A 17044-nucleotide genomic window follows, 5' to 3' on the forward strand; every position below is an offset into this window, starting at 1 on the left:
TTTTAGAATCAGTATACCATAGGCTACACATCTATATAAGGGGAAAAAGCACAAATTGAGCTGAATGAATACAGATTTCATCAAATTCACCCAAAGAAGTTTGCCATTCTGAAATTATTTAGCAATCATAACCCTTAAAACCATAAAAGGAGAATACAGAATGAAACTGCTCATTAAGAACGGTAAAATATATCAGGAGCGAGATACCTTTACAAACGCCCTCTTCATCGAAAATGGATTGATTACTGCAACTGGAAGAGAAGCCTTAGTCCATGAGCATGCTCTTAGACGTGAAGAAATCCTGGACGTTCAGGATAAAACCGTCGTCCCAGGCTTCAACGATGCTCACATGCACTTCTATCAAGCAGGCCTAGCACTGGAGACTGTTCAGCTCCACGGCGTGTCCTCCATTGAGGAACTGATTTCAAGAGGGAGAGCATATCTTCTTGACAGACCTGATTTTCAAGGCACTTTAAGAGGCCGCGGGTTTCATCAGGACCTGTTCAAGGAAAAAAGACTTCCGACGAAAAAAGATCTGGACCGGATCAGCACTGAGTTTCCCATTGTATTTACCAGAACCTGCTCCCATTTAGCAGTAGTGAACAGCAGGGCCCTCTCGTTTCTTGAAGAAAACAATCTCCTGCATCCAGTAGAGGGTGGGTCCATTATGCTTGGTACAGACGGACAGCCTAACGGAATATTTCAAGAAAACGCCATTTCTCTATTGGATCATCTCTATGAGGAACCTACCGTGGAGACGGTACTGCGCACTTTGAAAAACGCAGCCCACATTGCCCACAGTTATGGCCTGACTTCATTGCAGGTCAATGATATCTGGGGTGACAGCAAAGAATCTGAAATCATTGAAAAAGCGTATATGGAATTTTCCAAAGAAAGAGCTTTGCGGATTTATCATCAGATTTACATAAAAAGTCCTGAGGATTTCATGAGACGAATCCATGATGGATTCAAAAAAACAGATTCTCCTTACAACCGCTATGGAGCCCTTAAACTTTTTGCAGATGGTTCTCTTGGCGCACGAACCGCATTTCTTCGTGAGCCCTATGTAGATGACCCTTCGACCCAAGGTATGATGACCTTACCAAAGGATATTCTGCTTGAGTTTCTTCAGTTATGCGAGAAGAATAAGATCCAGGCGGTGATCCACGTCATAGGTGATGGTGCACTTGAGATGGTGCTCAGCTGTTTCGAAAAAACTGCAGCTCCGGGGAATCCGCTGAGACACGGACTGATCCATGTGCAAATAACGGACGAGGCTCTTCTAAAGAAGATTCAATCCCTCCAACTCTGTGTATATGCACAGCCCATATTCCTCCATAGTGATCATAGGACAGTGGCGCTTCGCGTAGGAAAGAATCTTGCAGATACTTCCTATGCCTTTGGCACCATGGAAAAACTGAACATCAAAGTCGCTTACAGTTCAGATGCGCCCATTGAAAGGTTCCATGTGATGGAAAATCTATACTGTGCAGTCACACGGAAAGATCTGTATGGCAATCCTCCGGAAGGATTCAACAAGAGCGAAGCTGTTGACCGCTGTCAAGCTTTAGACAACATTACAGTCTCAAGTGCCTTTATGAGTTCTGAAGAAGCAAAAAAAGGAAGACTGAAGGAAGGCTATGTGGCAGATCTTGTGGTACTTGAAGATCCATATTTCGATGTACCTGATGAAAAAATAAAGGATGTACGAGTTTTCATAACCATGGTGGATGGCACAGTGGTCTATTCAAAAGAGTCCCATTAAAAGAAGCAAGCATATTATATTGATATGCTTGCTTCTTTATTTGGTTCTTTAATACTGCTTCAAAATATTTTCCAGAAAACCTATGAACTGTTCCTTTACCTCTTGGGGAGATTGGATCTTTACCTTTTCCCCATACTGAGCAATCCAAGAAAAAAATGTGCTGCTGATTTTCACCTGACAGGACACAGCAAAATGATCGGAATCAAGTGCCCTGAGTGAAATACCGGCACCAAATCTGTCCAGTACCTGATTGACAAGTTCTTTGTGGAAAGTGAGTTCTACCCTTTCATCCTCTCCACCGAACATACTGAAGGTTTTTTTAGCATACTCCGCCACATCAAAACTCTGACCTTCACAAAGAGCCTCTCGTGGCTCGTCAACAATTTCCACCTGATTCATCCTGTCCACACGATAGTGCACAAAATTATTGTACTTCTCATAATAAGCAATGAGATAATAGTTCTCATCATCCCAAAGCAGGGAGTATGGACTGATATAATAAAAATTACCCTCTTTTCGGAAAGACTTCTCTTTCTCCACGGTATAGTCAAAATATTGAAAACGAACCTTTTTCTTCTGAGCGATGGCTTCATGAAGTGTATCCACACTATAATAAATTTGCTCATTAATGGATTTAGGTCTGTTTGCAACAAAAACCTGTCTCTGTAGAGACAATCCTTCATGTTTGCTTGCCAGCTTTTTCAGTTTTTCAATGAGTTCATTGCTCTTTTTTGTTGTTAGAAATCTAGCACTTTGTATGGCATCCACCAGAAGCTTGAGTTCTGCAAGTTCAAAGTCTCTTGTACCCACGTAATACTTCGTATGTTTGTCTTTCACCTTCTGAATATCGAGACCATAACTGCTTAGTGTTTCCAAATCTGAATATATGGATTTTCTCTCAGAGGTTATGCCATACCGCTCCAGCTCAGTGATCAGCTCCTGAACACCAAGACAGTGCTTTTCATCTGTTTCCTCCAGCAGGATTTTCATCTGTTTCCTCCAGCAGGATTTTCATCAAATACAGTATTTTAAGTTTCTGACTTCCCTGGCTCATTTTGTTCCCCCATTCAAAATAATATCCGTATCTTCTTATATTCTACCACTATTTCTCCTGTTTCTCATTGGTTCTATTGGATTCCTGAAAATGAGTTCAACAGAAAATAAAAAATGCTTTCCCAGACAATGCTGGAAAAGCATTTTTGAACTTCTTTTAATAACCAATCCCTGCAGGCATTACGTTTGCAGCATCAAAAGCATGACATGGTGTTACACCATATACCATGCCGCAATGTGGACATTGATCCTCAAAAGTTTCCATCTCAAATTCCTTACCGCACTCCACACATGAAATCTGAAGCGCCATCGGAATCATCTGCTCAGCAAATCCCATGAACCTCACTTTTGCTACAACCTCTGCTCCATTTGCAAATGAGCCATTACATCCATCATGCATCATTTCTATATCTCTCCTTCTTTATATATTTTTGTTAGTGTTTCGCCATTTCTCAGTCGGTTCCGCATCTCCTGTATCACCCGATCCATTTGATCCAGTTCTACCAACAAACTCTTTTCTTCGTTATTTGTCTCAATAATCTGATGGATTCCTCCATTCTTTATGACGACCCTTTTATCTGCCATCAGCGCAAGACTGGGATCATGGGTTGCCATGAGAACAATCTTCTCTTCACTGACCAGAAGCTTCAGCGCTTTTTTTCTGTCAATCCCAGCATTTTCTATCTCATCAATGAGAACAATTGGTGATTTGCTTAATATCGCTGTATCCGCTATCATCAGTGCTCTGGACTGTCCTCCGCTTAAGCCCGTAACAGGAGTGCTGAGCTGAAATTTCTCTCCTGCCAGTTCATTGGCGGCATTCAGTATTTTTAAAATCATCTCTTCCACATTCTCTACCATCCTGCTTTCAGCATGAAGGGTCAGAAATTCCTCCACCGTAAGGTCCATGACAAAATTCATATTCTGCGACAGCTGAGCCACTCTCTTGTTGCTGGTGCTGAACCGCTTAGATGGATCAAGAAGTTCCCCGTTGATCTGCACACTGCGTCCTGTGGGCGTATCTTTGTTCGCTGCCCACTCTATATCTGCCAGCAGTCTGCTTTTCCCTGAGCCCGTGGGTCCAACAATAGAAACAATCTCACTTTTTTCTATTGTTAACCTTTCGAAGTTCTCTTTTTCTCCAAGCTTATTGAATCCAGGCAGAATGGTGATGCTGTTTACTTCGTTTTCATTCAAACCTAAAAAAACACTCATCTGATCAATATATTGAGTAAGGTCTTCTATTAACTTCTCTGGGCTCATAGCCCATTCTTCCAGCTCAGCTTCAGGGATTCTCTCTAAGAATTCCGAAAATGAACTGTCTTCAAACCCTCTCACCGAGAGCTTATTCACCTCAAAATAGCTGGATGCAAACGGATACTTTTCCAAGAGATCCGATATGCGCATTTCTTCATATCTCATTTTATCCCTCATTTTTATCACCAAATTTCATTTTCCGCACATTGCCCAGCTGAAATGCCTCTCCAATTCTAGTCTCTCCAAGACAATAAGAACAAAGTGCCGAAGGCATCGGATACCTCAGATTCATTCCTTTGACACTGGAAATGCTTCTGTTTTCTTCATAAAGCAGTGTGCTGAGTTCGAAAGCTCCCTGCCCTGTAAGACCGTTCACAAACATAGTCACTGCCTGAGGATTGACTGAATGGACTCTGGAGGCAAAAACTTCACGTTCTGCTTGAGAAACGATATCTCCTTTTGTGATGACAATAATATCAGCAAGCTTCAGCATAGGTCCGATTTTTTTCGGTGTATTGATTCCAGAAAGGTTGTCAATGACACAGATAGAAAGCACATCCTTGATATAGGGGGAGCAGCGGTTGCAAAGTCCAGCACTTTCTGTCACGAGAACAGATAAGTTCTTTTCAACGCCCCATTTCACTGCTTCTTCTATGTTGCTTACAAAATAATGATCAGGACATAAGGATCCGGACAAACCTTTCATCACCGGGATTTTAGCCTTTTCATATAAAGCATCGTCATCCGTATACAGGCAGTCGAATTTTACTACCCCCACCGGAAGCTCTCTTCTTTTCATCGCTTCCAGCGTTTTGATGATCACAGATGTTTTCCCTGAAGAGGGTGGTCCTGAAAAAGTTATCAGATTCATTCTACTTCACCTCTCATTGCTCTATGAAAGATTTCTTCACATCTTCTTATAAGAAGTGTCAGATCATATTTTTCAATGAACTCCCATCCGATCCATTGATATCTGTTCTCTTCAGAAATCCGATTATCCACTTCTGGATTCACACTTGGAAACCGTCCATTATGGGAAAGCAGTTCTCCCACTTCTTTCGAAAGAAGGTAATCCACAATGGGCTGAAGTTCCTTTTTTCTCTCTTTTTTGGTGAGCAGAAAAATGGGACTGATGATGGCTCCATCCTCTGGCCAAACCGCCACCATAGGTCCTCCATCTTTTACCATTTTGGTAAAAAAATACGGCATTATGGTCACAGAGGGTCTTTCCATAAGCTTCATGTGGGATTTAACCATTTCAGCCGGGTGCATGCTCTTTTGCATATTTCTCCCCAATTGAGCGATACCCGCTTCGCCATGACTTTTATAGATGTTCAGAAGAATTGCATTAAAAAGATCAAAATCGCTCACCGGAAGACTGATACTGTTTTTAAATTCGTCTGATAAGATATCATCCCAGCTTCTCGGCACTTTTCTGTTCCCCAGCTCTTTTGTATTCACCAGAAAAACTGCTGGCACAACGCCAATCATCGAATACTGCTTGCGGGGGTCTTTCAGCCTGATGTCTTCCTGATCAAAATCTCTATGAAGATGGCTGAATGATGTAAGATCTTCAAAGAAATTCTCTTCTCTGAATCTGCCAAACCTGCTTTTATCAAAAAACATATCAAATCCAGCCGAAATGAACAGATCAGGAAGATCCTCGCCAGACTTGTTCTCAAGACTTTCTGAAAGCCAACCGATTCCCATGGAAGCAGCTTTCAGATCATATTCCAGGTGGAATGGAAACTCTCTTTCACTCAGCCACTCCTCAAAACTCTCCAATAATGGAACTCGTACTGGACATGGCAATACGCCAGCCATTTTTACCTTCATGCTATGATTCTGTTCTTCTTCTATCCCGTGCTCACCCAGCATTTCTGTAAATGCATCCAGTGAGATCCCTTTGGTCTTTAATGCATCAGAGATTGTAATCACCTTTCCAAACAGCTCTCGTTGCTTCTCATCTCTCAGATTGCTGAACCCCAAAGAAACAAGCAACGCAAGCGCTCCTTCTATTTCTTCTGTTACAGAATACAGACTCATACGATGATCAATATATTTTTTCTTCATCTTCACATTCTCCTATACTTTCTTCATACACAAGAGCAATTGTACCATGGAGTTCCTTCCGAACTCCGTACCATATGTTACGGAAATACTTTCTTGTACATCGTTCCAAGACAAAAGAAAGAACCCTGAAATAATCAAGGTTCTTCACTATATACTATTCCAGTTCAGCAAGCTGATCGCTCACATAGAATTTATTTCTAGAAAAGTCAATCAGATTGTCACGCTTCATATTCATCAGCTCTCTGGAGAGCGCCGGTCTTGACACCTGAAGGTACTCGGCAAGTTCTTCCCGGTTCATTGGTAGAATCAGGGGATTCTGCTTTTGGGATTTCCATTCAATCTGAAACAGCCGAATCAGCTTTCGACGCAGAGAACGCATGGATAAAATCTCAAGTTTCTGGTTCAGCTTCAGCGCCTTTTTCGATACAAGCTTCAGCATATTCATCTGAAAAACTGCTGCTCCTGCTGTTTCGTTCAGATGTAAAAGCTGCTGCCTGGGAAGGATCAGTACCGCTGAAGGTTCTTCTGCCATTACGCTTGCCGTCCAATGCTCTCCTGTGTATACCGCAACTTCTCCAAATATATCTCCAGGTTTTAATGTCGCCATCCTATGTCTTTCTCCCGCAGCATTTTCTTTAAAGACCGATGCCATTCCTGTGAGCAGAACCCCTATGCCCGATATCATCTCCCCTTCCATTCCGATGAACTCTCCCTTATCAAAAGAAGCATAATTACCGTGAACAGATGAGATAAAGCGGATCACTTCATTTCTTGGCATTCCTTGGAAAATCGGAAGCCTCAAGAGAAAATCTGAAGAAACATCACGCTCCATCTTATTCATGCTATTTGGCATAGCTGTCAAAATACCCTTGGATAAGAATGATCGGAGTGCCTTTATCTCCACTTCCTGAAGTCAGATCACTCAAAGAGCCCAAAAGATCTGTGAGTCTTCTTGGCGTTGTTCCTTCAGCGGTCATATCTCCGGTAAGATCTTCCCCTTTTTTCTCGATATAAGCTCTTATGGCATCTTCCAGCTCACGGCCTTTCAAGTGTGAAAACTCATTGTCTGCAATATATTTCAGTTTGATTTCATTGGGCTGGCCTACAAGTCCTGAGGTATAAGCTGGTGAAACCACCGGATCTGCCAGCTCCCAAATACCGCCAACCGGATCTTTGAACGCACCATCTCCATAAACCATCACTTCAATATTCTTCCCTGTTTTCTCCAGGAATTTATCATGAATCTGATCCACCACATTCTGACAATCTCTTGGGAAAAGCTTCAATGTTTCATCTGTTGCCTTATTGCTTCCAAGGAGTCCATAATCCTCATTGTATCCGCTGCCATTCCTTGATGCATTCAAAATTTCCGCAAGACTGTATATGGTCTTGGCTCCTGCTTTTTCCAACAGACGACGGGTTCTCTTTCTTGTATGTATATCACAATGAAGCACATGCGGTGTGTATGTCAGCACTGCTTTAGGATGATTAGCCAGTAAAACTTCTACCTCGCATCCTTCACTCAAAATGACATTTTTGTAGAAATCAATATAGTCGATACCAGTAAAAGGATGCTTTTCATAGCCAAACAGCTCTCTGAATTTCGCTTCAGTCAGAACATCCTCATAAGGATCAATATTTTTGTCATCCAGCTGATCAAATGTAACGAGACCATTTCCCACTTCATCAGAAGGATAGCTGAGCATTAGGACAATTTTCTTCGCACCTCTGGCAATTCCTTTTAAACACAATGAGAAGCGGTTTCTGCTTAGTATGGGGAAAATCACCCCGATGGCGTCCGCGTCTTTAAACTTCTCTTTTACATCTTCTGCAATGTCATCCACTGAGGCATAATTCCCCTGCGCCCTTGCAACTACTGCTTCCGTTACAGAAACTATATCCTGATTCTCCAACTGGATTCCTGAGCTGTTCACCGCTTTCAAAACAGAATCCACAACAATTTCTGTGATATCATCCCCTTTTTTGATAATAGGCGCTCTAATACCACGTGAAGTAGTTCCAATGAGTCTTTCCATAATATTTCCTCCGTTTGTTCTCATACTTTCAATTGCTTTACAATCTATTATACCTTTCTCGAACGACATATATCAACTTCCAATTTCTGTTCGCCTTACAAAAAGGTATTCATTTGTATTTTAAGAAATTCTTTCGTAATCAGGTCGCTCTCATGTATACTTGTAGTAAATCAAATAACGAGGGGGAAAACACATGAAACCTCTAAAAAAAATCACATTAAAAGCACTCTCAAGCATAAATCTGAACATCAAAAAGAATTATCGGCTCTATAGAAAAGTTCAGCGGATCATCACCACTCCACTTAAACCAGATTACGAAACCCTGGACGAGAAAATCATGGTGGGAGAGCGAGAAATCCCTGTACGAGTCTTCAGTCCTCCAGGCATCGAGATGAACAAGGTCATGATTTTCTTTCACGGCGGAGGTTGGGTCACTGGGGATATTGATACGTATACACCCATATGCAGTTCTTTAGCTGATTCGTGCAGACAGACCGTTATCTCTGTAGATTACAGACTAGCGCCTGAATACCCTTTTCCCAAAGGCCTCATCGACTGCTACATCGCAACAAAAGCAATCTTTCTGGAAGCCGACAAACTGGGCATCCACCCTGATGACATAACTTTGGTTGGTGACAGTGCAGGAGGGAATCTGGCAGCAGCTGTATCCATTTTAGCGGCAAAAAAGAAGGAATTCTCTCCAAAGAGACAAATACTCATCTATCCCTCCACCTACTATGACCATTCACCAGCTTCTCCTTTTGCTTCCGTAACAGAAAACGGGGAGGATTATATTCTTACGGCGCGTAGAATTGAGGACTATATGGATTTATATGTACCCGTGAAGAAAGAGCGGCTCAATCCATTTGTGGCCCCACTGCTTTCAGAAAACCTCAATGATCAGCCAAATACCCTTCTCATTACCGCAGAGTTTGATCCTCTTCGGGATGAGGGGGATGCCTATGGAATGAAGCTGAGAGAATTTGGCAACGCCGTTAGAACTTTCTGTATTAAGGGCGCCATCCATGGTTTTCTTGGAAACCCGCTGGCGATAGATGAAATCAGGAAAACACATGAGCTCATTAAAATATTTTTGAATGAACCGGTTCAGGAAGGTCGTGTTAAAGATGAAAGAACAGAAGAAATACAAATGGAGTAAACTGGATAATGCCTCCAAAATATTCCCTTCCACCATGAATGCACGGGATACAAAGGTATTCAGACTTAGCTGCTTTTTAAAAGATGAGGTGGATAAAAGGATTCTGGAGGAAGCCATTGAGCCAACACTGCAGAGTTTTCCCATCTACCGGTCTGTTTTAAGACGCGGTGTATTCTGGTATTACCTTGAGGAAAGTGATCTGATGCCTATGGTGGAGGAAGAGCATCTGTCTCTTTGTGCCCCTCTCTATCTGAAAGAATCAAGAGATCTTCTGTTTAGAGTCCTCTACTATAAAAATAGAATCAGTGTGGAAATATTTCATGCACTCAGTGACGGAGCTGGAGCCATATGGTTCTTTGAAACTCTGCTGTTCCATTATCTTACAAAAAGATATGCTGATTTCTTCACAGAAGACTTTCTCACACTCCTTCCCAAGGCAGCCATCAGTCAAAAGATGGATGACAGCTTTGAAAAAACCTACGATAAAACCTCCGCTGTAAAAGGAGAAAAACCAAGTCCAAAGAAAAGAAGAAAAGTTTACCGTTTTAAAGGAACCAAAGTAGAAGAAAACAGAACAAAACTCATTGAAGGCACGATGTCCACAAAAAGAATCCTCGCACTTGCCCACGAATACAACACCACCATGACCATATTCCTTACGTCTCTCTACTTCTATGTGATTTTACAGGAGAGGCCCCAAAAAATGAGTCACCATGAAATTGTACTTCAGGTTCCCGTTAACCTGCGGCCATTTTTTGCATCGAGCACAGCACGCAATTTCTTTGCAGCAATGAATATCGTGCTTGAACCAAAAGAGACGGAGTGGACTTTGGAAGACATTATAAAAACAGTTGAACTGCAATTCCAACGGGAAATGAGTCTTCCTCATATAAAAGAGCATGTGGATCACCTGATGGCATTGGAAAAAAATCCATTGGCAAGACTGATCCCGCTCCCATTGAAAGATCTGACCCTGAAAATTGCCAATGCAATAAAAGATAGAGCCATTACCTCATCCATATCGAATGTTGGACGCATTTCAATGCATAAGGAGTTCCGACCATTCATCGAAAAATTCAGTGTCTACGTCAGTGCCAGGAGACCCCAGATAGTGCTGTGTTCCTATGAAGATCAACTGGTCATCAGCTTCACATCTCCATTCCATGATACTGAGCTTCAACGGCTTTTCTTTTCATTTCTTACCGACAAGGGTATCGATGTTATCATATCCGGAAATTTATAGGAGGATATTGTAATGCAGTACTGCACACATTGTAAAGTTCAATTGCTTGAAACCAGAAAACACTGTCCTCTATGTGGCAATAGCTTGAAAATAGAAACGGATCAGGACATAAGTGAGTCCTTCCCGAAGATTGATTCTTATATCAAAGGGACAGGCAAACTGAAACTTCTTCTTTTCCTATCAGTAGTGATTATTATACTGAGTTTCACGGTTTACGCATTCTTCCCCACGGAGTTGAATTATCCGCTCCTCATCACTTTAGGCATGGGCAGCTTGTGGCTTGATATGATTTTTTTGGTGAAAAGAAGATTTCACATTCCCAAAAAAATAGTCTGGCAAGTATTCATTCTGGCAGCGCTTTCTTTATTTTGGGATTGGAATACCGGATGGCGTGGCTGGTCTATTACTTATTTCATCCCATTTCTTTATATTACTGCTTTGCTTCTCATGTACGCCATTGCGGTGATCATGAAGCTGAACAGCCGGGATTATATAACCTACGCCTTTATGTCGGCTTTATTCGGTATACTGCCTGTCCTATTTATCATGCTGGACTGGGTTACAATGAAATACCCTTCCATTTTAAGCATCGCCTTCAGCAGCACCATCCTGTCAGCCATATTTATCCTGCAATGGGACAGCATTAAACTGGAATTCCAAAAACGAATGCACATTTAGCCTGCAGAAAAGCCGGGATCCTTGATCCCGGCTCTTTTTTAGCCCAGTGGAATGATATCGGAGACCCCTCCGCCAACAAAGACTTTAGTATTTTCTCCATCATCTCTCAAAAGTATGTCAATTTCTGATGGTCTTGCCATAAACATGCCTTGAAAGAAGGTTCTCGTAGTCTCTGAAGCTTTGGGGAGTATGCCATACTTGTATAAGTACACAGCAAGAGCACCACTGGCAGTTCCTGTGGCAGATTCCTCCTGAATACCAAGTAATGGCGCAAAGTTCCTCATGTGCACGGAACCGTCTGGTCCATAAGAATACACATGGTATCCTGCCATATCTGCTTTAGAAGAAATATCAGCAATTTTATTGAAATCAGGTCGTAACGTGCGAAGAATTTCAAGACTCTTCACGCCCACGATGAGATCTTTCAGTCCTGTTGATACAATTTGAGGAGAAGGCAGTTCTAAAAGGCTGTCCGTCTCAATACCCAAAGAATCTGATATCAGATGTCTGTCCATGGTCTCGAAAAAATTTGGTTCATCCATTTCCAGCATGATTTTATCAGGATAGACCATGACCGTAAGGAGCCCCGCTGCAGTTTCAATTTGATGCACCCCATCTGAAACCATCTTCAGGTGTTTCATTAAACCAATCGACGCAATGGTAGCATGACCACAAAGCCTTACTTCTTCCACTGGTGTGAAGTATCTGATTTTACACAAAGCATCTTCAGAGGTCATGATAAACGCAGTCTCTGAAAAGTTCAGTTCTTCGGCCATTTGCTGCATCTCAGAATCCTTCAAAAAGTCTGCATAGAATACAACGCCCGCTGGATTCCCTCCACCTGGAATCTTCGAAAATGCATTTACAGTATACTTCAGTATCATCTCACTTCTCCTTATGCGCTCTGCGTTTGATTCCATCAATGATAATAAGCGTCAGTGCAAAAAGAAGTATTGGAACTGCAACAATGCCAGGGATCGTCACAATCAGATTTTCGACCAGCAGATACCCCACTAAAATAATGATTCCCACAAAAAAATACGGGCTGAATTTACCTCTCATAGTATCCTCCTATTCACAAAACTGAGTACTATACTAATAGTACTTCAATGAGGCATCATTGAAAAGTAAAACCCATTCGACTTTATGTCAGATCATAATTATTCAAAGACTCTTTCAGCTTCAGCACCTCATCCTTCGTTAACGTGATTCCCTTCTTCATTTTTTCATGGCTAGGATCCCATTCTCTGATATCAACTTTCGCTGGTCTATCATTCCAGCTCACCAAATTTACTTCTTTTGTCCAGCCTTTGCTGGAAACAGATAGCTCACCAATTTTTCTGATGATTTCATACCTCAGTTCATCCATTCTCTCACCTCCTTTATTGATACTATTATTCGTCAACGGTATCAAATGTATTCATAAAGGACAAAATTATTCATTTCTTCGGACAGTAATTTCACTAAAAGGAAGATGTCAGGCTCCATATACATGACTAGCGTGTGAAGTTGTAAACTTAAAATTCATATCAGAACTTTGCCGACAATAAAAAACTCCTTCTAATGTTAAACAATCCAAAGCCTAATCCGAGTTTTGATAATAATTTGATATCTTCATCCCGATAATCAACTCAATAATTGTTAAATTAACACCTAATCAACACTATTAACAGATATCTGAGAAAAATTTACAATTCTTCATAACTTCCTTACAAGTTAGACCTATAATAGGCTCTGTAATTAATTTGTAATGTATGAATGTTAGGAGAACACAATGAAGAATATTAAATTGAAAGTCATTGCGGCAGTTATCGCTAGCTCCACAATTTTCGGAGTTACCATTCCTGTAAATGCTACTCCCGTATCCGGTGATCTGGAACAGAATGTGCAGGTACAACAAGAAGAGTACAAAGAGATTGAAAACAAAATCAATACTTTGCATATGGAGATATCAGTCATTCTGGATGAGATTACTGACATCATGGTAAAAATAGAAGATAACGACGCGAAAATCAGCGAAGTTGAAGCGAAAAAAGCGGAAACAGAAGAGCAAATCCGTGAAACTGAAGCAAATCTTCACATTAAGATTGAAGAGTATGGCGAAAGACTCAGGGCAATGTATAAGCAGGGTAATGCTGGTATGATTAGTGCAATTCTCGGTGCAGACAGCCTTGGTGACTTCATCGCCCGAGCTGAAGCAATCATTCAGTTTGCCAAGATTGACCGACAGCTTCTGGATGAAATTGAAGCGATGAAAGCTGCGCTAGACAATGAGAAAGCCGCACTTCAGCAGAATATAGATGCTCTTCAAATATTAAAGGCTGCAAATGAAAAAGATATGGCTGAAGCTGAGTTAAAGAAAAGTGAAGCCGATGATAAACTCGCCCAGCTTGAAGAAGAGGAACGTAAAATTGCCGGGGACCTCAGTAATCTTGAAAACATGCTGAGCTCCACAAGCAAGTCCATCATCGATGATTCCTCAAGCAGTGATGACCAGCTGAATGCGGCAATCACTGAACTTCGTAACACCCGTTCTAGAATTATCACAGACAAAGCGGACGAGGAAGTTGTCCGTTATATCGAAAAAGCCAAGGCGATACTAAAAGAGAGAAAGCTTGAGAGAGAAAGAGCGCAAGCTTCTTCCAATGCTGGATATACAGGATCTGCTTCTGTTTCCTCCAGTGCAATTGTCAACAAAGCTTACCAGTATCTTGGCGTTAAATATGTCTGGGGCGGAACCAGTCCAAGTGGTTTTGACTGTTCTGGTTTTATCCAGTATGTTTACCGTTCACAAGGCATAAATCTTCCTAGAGCCTCAAGAGCACAGGCTGCATCAGGCAAGTATGTCAGCATTGCAAATGCACAACCTGGAGACATTCTTTATTTCGGCCAGTCCTCTGTGACTCATGTAGGTATCTATATCGGAAACGGAAAAATGATCCATTCCCCAAGACCTGGCAAATCTGTGGAGATTGTAAGTATCTCCTGGCATGTGAACAATTATCGAATCCAAGGTGCAAGAAGAATTTAATGAAGTCCATAAAAATAGACTGCAGATGCAGTCTATTTTTCTTTTATTTTATATCCCAACACTTGGGTGAACATATCTTCTTCTTTTCTTTGTAGCATCACCATATTGTATCGCTTCTACTGGACACCTATTAATACATGCAACACAATGAACACATTGATTCAGAACCCAAACCGGTCTTCCATCGACCATTTTAATAGCCTGTACAGGACATATTTCCTCACAGAGATAGCAGGAAATACACCGTTCATCCGCAAAGAATTTTTTAGTGTTTCTTCCCCGAACATAGAAAGGATATACAGTGCTGGTGAGCAGCTGATCAAACTGGGATGATTTCCGATCTGAAACTCCTTTAACTAAAATAGATTTGGCAATTTTATCCAAACGTTCTTCTGCCTTTTTATTGATGTTTTCTCTGTCTTCTTCATCAGATAAATCATAACCCATGATAAAATTATCCACCATCAGAACTGAAAAAAAAGCTTTTATCTCCAAACCGTGTTCCGCTAAAATCTTACTTACATACCGATCCGCTCCGCCGCTGCTACTGCCACAGGTCATAACCATAAATACATAAGAATCTTCATTTCCAGAGATTTTCAGCTTTGTCATAAACTCCTTAACGATTACAGGTGGACCATAATAATATACAGGAAAAACAAAACCAATCTTCTCTTGGTCTTTCACTTCAAAGGTGAACCGTTCATCTTTATGGCTCTTAGCCATATCAATCACCTTCTCATCCATCATTGACCCAATTCTCTCTGCCGCATATCTGGAATTACCAGTTCCACTAAAATAAAAAATCACATAACACCCCTCCTCATCAAATTTATCTTACCAGTTTTCCTAGAACAATCCTACCGTATCAGAGAATTACAATCCCCAGAATAGATTTCTCAAAATTTAACTTTGTAAAATTTATTTAGAAAAGCATTGACAAAAAACGCCACTTACATTATGATGTTTATGTATTGAATGTAGAGCAAAATAGTCGGAATACAATGATGAGAAGAGTACGTTCTGAAGGAAACTTTCAGAGAGAAAATCCCTTGGCTGTGAGGATTTTTAGTGGAACTGGAACCGAAGTGCATCTCTGAGTACTGAATCGAAGTAATAGTAGACTTCAGCGGGAATGCCCGTTATAGCATTAGGGTATGTTTGTACCCAAAGACAATGAGTTATCTCCTTTTGGGGGTTAACAGAGTGGAACCGCGGAAGTATACTTTCGCCTCTGTAAGTAGGGGCGGGAGTTTTTTTATACTAAAAATTCTGCTTTTCTCCATATGTGATCGATTTTGAGCTTACATTCACGAAAATTAAGGAGGAATATTATGAACACAATCTACACTGTACTGGTTCTTGCAGTAGCAGCACTTATTCTATATGGGCTCTCCTACATGCAGAAAAAACACATGTCCTTTACCAAAAGAGTCCTTACCGCTCTTGTAGTAGGAATTATTTTTGGAGGAGCTCTTCAACTGATATTTGGTACTGGTTCAGAAGTTATTACCACTTCAAACACATGGATCAACATCATCGGCTCAGGTTACGTCAGACTTCTCAATATGATCGTCATCCCTCTGGTGTTTGTTGCAATCACCACATCCATTGTAAATCAGGATGCTTCCGCCCTAAAAAAGAGCGCATCAAGCATCATCCTCATCCTCATCCTTACCACAGCTATTTCAGCTGGTTTAGGTGCTGGAATTGCTGGGATTTTCGGACTTGATTCTAGTGAACTTATAGCTGGACAAGCAGAAACAGCAAGAGGAGAAGCTCTCGAGACTACTCTCACAGAATTCCAGTCAAAGACTATCCCAGAGCAGATCACAGAGATTATCCCTAGAAATGTATTCTACGCAATGACTGGACAAGGATCTTCAGCTACTCTTTCTGTAGTGTTCTTCGCTGCTTTCCTTGGAATCGCCACCATAGGCATCCGCAAAAAGAAGCCGGAAAGCGCTGAGGCATTTAAGAACTTCCTCAACATGCTTCACGACATTGTAATGCGAATGGTTACTATGGTACTGCGCCTCACTCCATTTGGTGTGTTCGCACTGCTCAGCAGATTTGTTTCTACTTCAAACTATACTGAAATATCAAGACTATTTGAATTTGTTCTTGCTTCCTATATTGCAATCATCTTAATGTTTGTTGTTCATTTACTGATTCTCATGCTGTTTAAACTCAGCCCTACGAAGTACCTGAAAAAAGCCAGTGTTCCGCTGTCTTTCGCTTTCTCTTCCAGATCAAGTGCAGGCACTCTTCCTCTAAATGTTGAGACTCAGGTGGAGAAATTCGGTGTATCAACAGGAATTGCCAATCTCTCCGCATCACTTGGAACCAGCATCGGTCAAAACGGATGTGCCGGAATTTATCCAGCAATGCTTGCTGTGATGATAGCTGTCGGAACTGGTGTACCAATGGATGTCAGCTTTTTTGTAAGACTGATTCTCATTACAGCAATCAGTTCTTTTGGAATTGCAGGTGTTGGTGGAGGTGCAACCTTCGCAGCTCTTACAGTTCTCTCCTCCATGGGTCTTCCCGTGGGTCTTGTAGGACTACTCATTGCCATTGAGCCACTTATTGATATGGCAAGAACTGCACTGAATGTATCTGGTTCTATGGTTGCAGGCCTGGTTACTGCAAAGAGACTCCATGAGCTGGATATGGAGACATACAATAAAGACTTTTCAGATTCTGAAGAAGTTTCTGCATAACAAGAATAAAGCCTTAAAGAGGAAGT

The 17044-nt window shown here is 41.4% G+C and carries 17 protein-coding genes and 1 other annotated feature; of the genes, 6 read left to right on the forward strand and 11 right to left on the reverse strand.

The window, feature by feature from the left end:
• Positions 1-160: 160 nt before the first annotated feature.
• Positions 161-1765 (forward strand): amidohydrolase, encoded by a 1605-nt coding sequence (locus T487_RS0100090; RefSeq protein ID WP_031572509.1) that lies wholly within the window; start codon positions 161-163, stop codon positions 1763-1765.
• 48 nt (positions 1766-1813) lie between these two features.
• Here T487_RS0100090 and T487_RS0100095 read toward each other — a convergent pair whose 3' ends face one another.
• From T487_RS0100095 to T487_RS0100135, 7 genes are all read right to left on the reverse strand, one after another.
• Positions 1814-2755: a helix-turn-helix transcriptional regulator gene (locus T487_RS0100095; RefSeq protein ID WP_031572511.1), complete on the reverse strand. Its 942-nt coding sequence runs from the start codon at positions 2753-2755 to the stop codon at positions 1814-1816.
• 220 nt (positions 2756-2975) lie between these two features.
• Positions 2976-3221, reverse strand: a complete 246-nt coding sequence (locus T487_RS0100105) for a hypothetical protein (protein WP_207638279.1) — start codon at positions 3219-3221, stop codon at positions 2976-2978.
• A 2-nt stretch (positions 3222-3223) separates the two neighbouring features.
• A complete protein-coding gene (locus tag T487_RS0100110) occupies positions 3224-4240 on the reverse strand; it encodes an ATP-binding cassette domain-containing protein (protein ID WP_242847994.1) in 1017 nt (338 codons plus the stop codon).
• Between the two features lies 1 nt (position 4241).
• Positions 4242-4946, reverse strand: coding sequence for a GTP-binding protein (locus T487_RS0100115; protein ID WP_031572516.1), 705 nt, complete (start codon positions 4944-4946; stop codon positions 4242-4244).
• Complete coding sequence (locus tag T487_RS0100120; RefSeq protein ID WP_031572518.1) at positions 4943-6148, reverse strand: ABC transporter substrate-binding protein; 1206 nt, start codon at positions 6146-6148, stop codon at positions 4943-4945. The genes T487_RS0100115 and T487_RS0100120 overlap by 4 nt, the downstream gene beginning before the upstream one ends.
• A 154-nt stretch (positions 6149-6302) precedes the next feature.
• Complete coding sequence (locus T487_RS0100130) at positions 6303-7001, reverse strand: Crp/Fnr family transcriptional regulator (protein WP_051651396.1); 699 nt, start codon at positions 6999-7001, stop codon at positions 6303-6305.
• Complete coding sequence (locus T487_RS0100135; RefSeq protein ID WP_031572522.1) at positions 6991-8184, reverse strand: coenzyme F420-0:L-glutamate ligase; 1194 nt, start codon at positions 8182-8184, stop codon at positions 6991-6993. The genes T487_RS0100130 and T487_RS0100135 overlap by 11 nt, the downstream gene beginning before the upstream one ends.
• A gap of 193 nt (positions 8185-8377) precedes the next feature.
• Here T487_RS0100135 and T487_RS0100140 point away from each other — a divergent pair, with 193 nt between their 5' ends.
• The 3 genes from T487_RS0100140 to T487_RS0100150 all read left to right on the forward strand — a co-directional run bounded on the left by T487_RS0100140 (position 8378) and on the right by T487_RS0100150 (position 11264).
• Positions 8378-9343, forward strand: a complete 966-nt coding sequence (locus T487_RS0100140; protein ID WP_036909016.1) for an alpha/beta hydrolase — start codon at positions 8378-8380, stop codon at positions 9341-9343.
• Positions 9312-10586, forward strand: a complete 1275-nt coding sequence (locus T487_RS0100145) for a hypothetical protein (RefSeq protein WP_031572526.1) — start codon at positions 9312-9314, stop codon at positions 10584-10586. Before T487_RS0100140 ends, T487_RS0100145 begins: the two co-directional genes overlap by 32 nt.
• Before the next feature lie 84 nt (positions 10587-10670).
• A complete protein-coding gene (locus tag T487_RS0100150; protein WP_051651397.1) occupies positions 10671-11264 on the forward strand; it encodes a DUF6320 domain-containing protein in 594 nt (197 codons plus the stop codon).
• Between the two features lie 38 nt (positions 11265-11302).
• On the opposite strand, the gene T487_RS0100155 is transcribed toward T487_RS0100150, so the two are convergent.
• From T487_RS0100155 to T487_RS0100165, 3 genes are all read right to left on the reverse strand, one after another.
• Positions 11303-12148, reverse strand: coding sequence for a PhzF family phenazine biosynthesis protein (locus T487_RS0100155; protein WP_031572531.1), 846 nt, complete (start codon positions 12146-12148; stop codon positions 11303-11305).
• Between the two features lies 1 nt (position 12149).
• The gene (locus T487_RS16350; protein WP_155953229.1) at positions 12150-12326 is read right to left on the reverse strand and encodes a hypothetical protein; all 177 of its coding nucleotides are present in this window, start codon (positions 12324-12326) and stop codon (positions 12150-12152) included.
• 82 nt (positions 12327-12408) lie between these two features.
• Positions 12409-12633 (reverse strand): YdbC family protein, encoded by a 225-nt coding sequence (locus T487_RS0100165; protein WP_031572533.1) that lies wholly within the window; start codon positions 12631-12633, stop codon positions 12409-12411.
• Positions 12634-13038: 405 nt separating this feature from the next.
• Here T487_RS0100165 and T487_RS15670 point away from each other — a divergent pair, with 405 nt between their 5' ends.
• A complete protein-coding gene (locus T487_RS15670) occupies positions 13039-14295 on the forward strand; it encodes a C40 family peptidase (RefSeq protein WP_031572535.1) in 1257 nt (418 codons plus the stop codon).
• A gap of 48 nt (positions 14296-14343) precedes the next feature.
• Here T487_RS15670 and T487_RS0100175 read toward each other — a convergent pair whose 3' ends face one another.
• Complete coding sequence (locus tag T487_RS0100175; protein ID WP_031572537.1) at positions 14344-15105, reverse strand: EFR1 family ferrodoxin; 762 nt, start codon at positions 15103-15105, stop codon at positions 14344-14346.
• A 185-nt stretch (positions 15106-15290) separates the two neighbouring features.
• Positions 15291-15534: a binding site (T-box leader), on the forward strand.
• A gap of 95 nt (positions 15535-15629) precedes the next feature.
• On the opposite strand from T487_RS0100175, the gene T487_RS0100180 reads away from it, so the two are divergent.
• On the forward strand, positions 15630-17018 hold the full coding sequence (locus tag T487_RS0100180; RefSeq protein ID WP_031572540.1) for an L-cystine transporter: 1389 nt from the start codon (positions 15630-15632) through the stop codon (positions 17016-17018).
• Positions 17019-17044: the final 26 nt, after the last annotated feature.

Origin of the sequence: Proteiniclasticum ruminis DSM 24773 (assembly GCF_000701905.1) — a bacterium.
GTDB lineage: Bacteria > Bacillota > Clostridia > Clostridiales > Clostridiaceae > Proteiniclasticum > Proteiniclasticum ruminis.

Coding starts and splice junctions, on each gene's coding strand:
- T487_RS0100090 (WP_031572509.1), top strand. CDS start 161: ATGAAACTGCTCATTAAGAACGGTAAAATATATCAGGAGCGAGATACC.
- T487_RS0100095 (WP_031572511.1), bottom strand. CDS start 2,755: ATGAAAATCCTGCTGGAGGAAACAGATGAAAAGCACTGTCTTGGTGTT.
- T487_RS0100105 (WP_207638279.1), bottom strand. CDS start 3,221: ATGATGCATGATGGATGTAATGGCTCATTTGCAAATGGAGCAGAGGTT.
- T487_RS0100110 (WP_242847994.1), bottom strand. CDS start 4,240: ATGAGATATGAAGAAATGCGCATATCGGATCTCTTGGAAAAGTATCCG.
- T487_RS0100115 (WP_031572516.1), bottom strand. CDS start 4,946: ATGAATCTGATAACTTTTTCAGGACCACCCTCTTCAGGGAAAACATCT.
- T487_RS0100120 (WP_031572518.1), bottom strand. CDS start 6,148: ATGAAGAAAAAATATATTGATCATCGTATGAGTCTGTATTCTGTAACA.
- T487_RS0100130 (WP_051651396.1), bottom strand. CDS start 7,001: ATGCCAAATAGCATGAATAAGATGGAGCGTGATGTTTCTTCAGATTTT.
- T487_RS0100135 (WP_031572522.1), bottom strand. CDS start 8,184: ATGGAAAGACTCATTGGAACTACTTCACGTGGTATTAGAGCGCCTATT.
- T487_RS0100140 (WP_036909016.1), top strand. CDS start 8,378: ATGAAACCTCTAAAAAAAATCACATTAAAAGCACTCTCAAGCATAAAT.
- T487_RS0100145 (WP_031572526.1), top strand. CDS start 9,312: ATGAAAGAACAGAAGAAATACAAATGGAGTAAACTGGATAATGCCTCC.
- T487_RS0100155 (WP_031572531.1), bottom strand. CDS start 12,148: ATGATACTGAAGTATACTGTAAATGCATTTTCGAAGATTCCAGGTGGA.
- T487_RS16350 (WP_155953229.1), bottom strand. CDS start 12,326: ATGAGAGGTAAATTCAGCCCGTATTTTTTTGTGGGAATCATTATTTTA.
- T487_RS0100165 (WP_031572533.1), bottom strand. CDS start 12,633: ATGGATGAACTGAGGTATGAAATCATCAGAAAAATTGGTGAGCTATCT.
- T487_RS15670 (WP_031572535.1), top strand. CDS start 13,039: ATGAAGAATATTAAATTGAAAGTCATTGCGGCAGTTATCGCTAGCTCC.
- T487_RS0100180 (WP_031572540.1), top strand. CDS start 15,630: ATGAACACAATCTACACTGTACTGGTTCTTGCAGTAGCAGCACTTATT.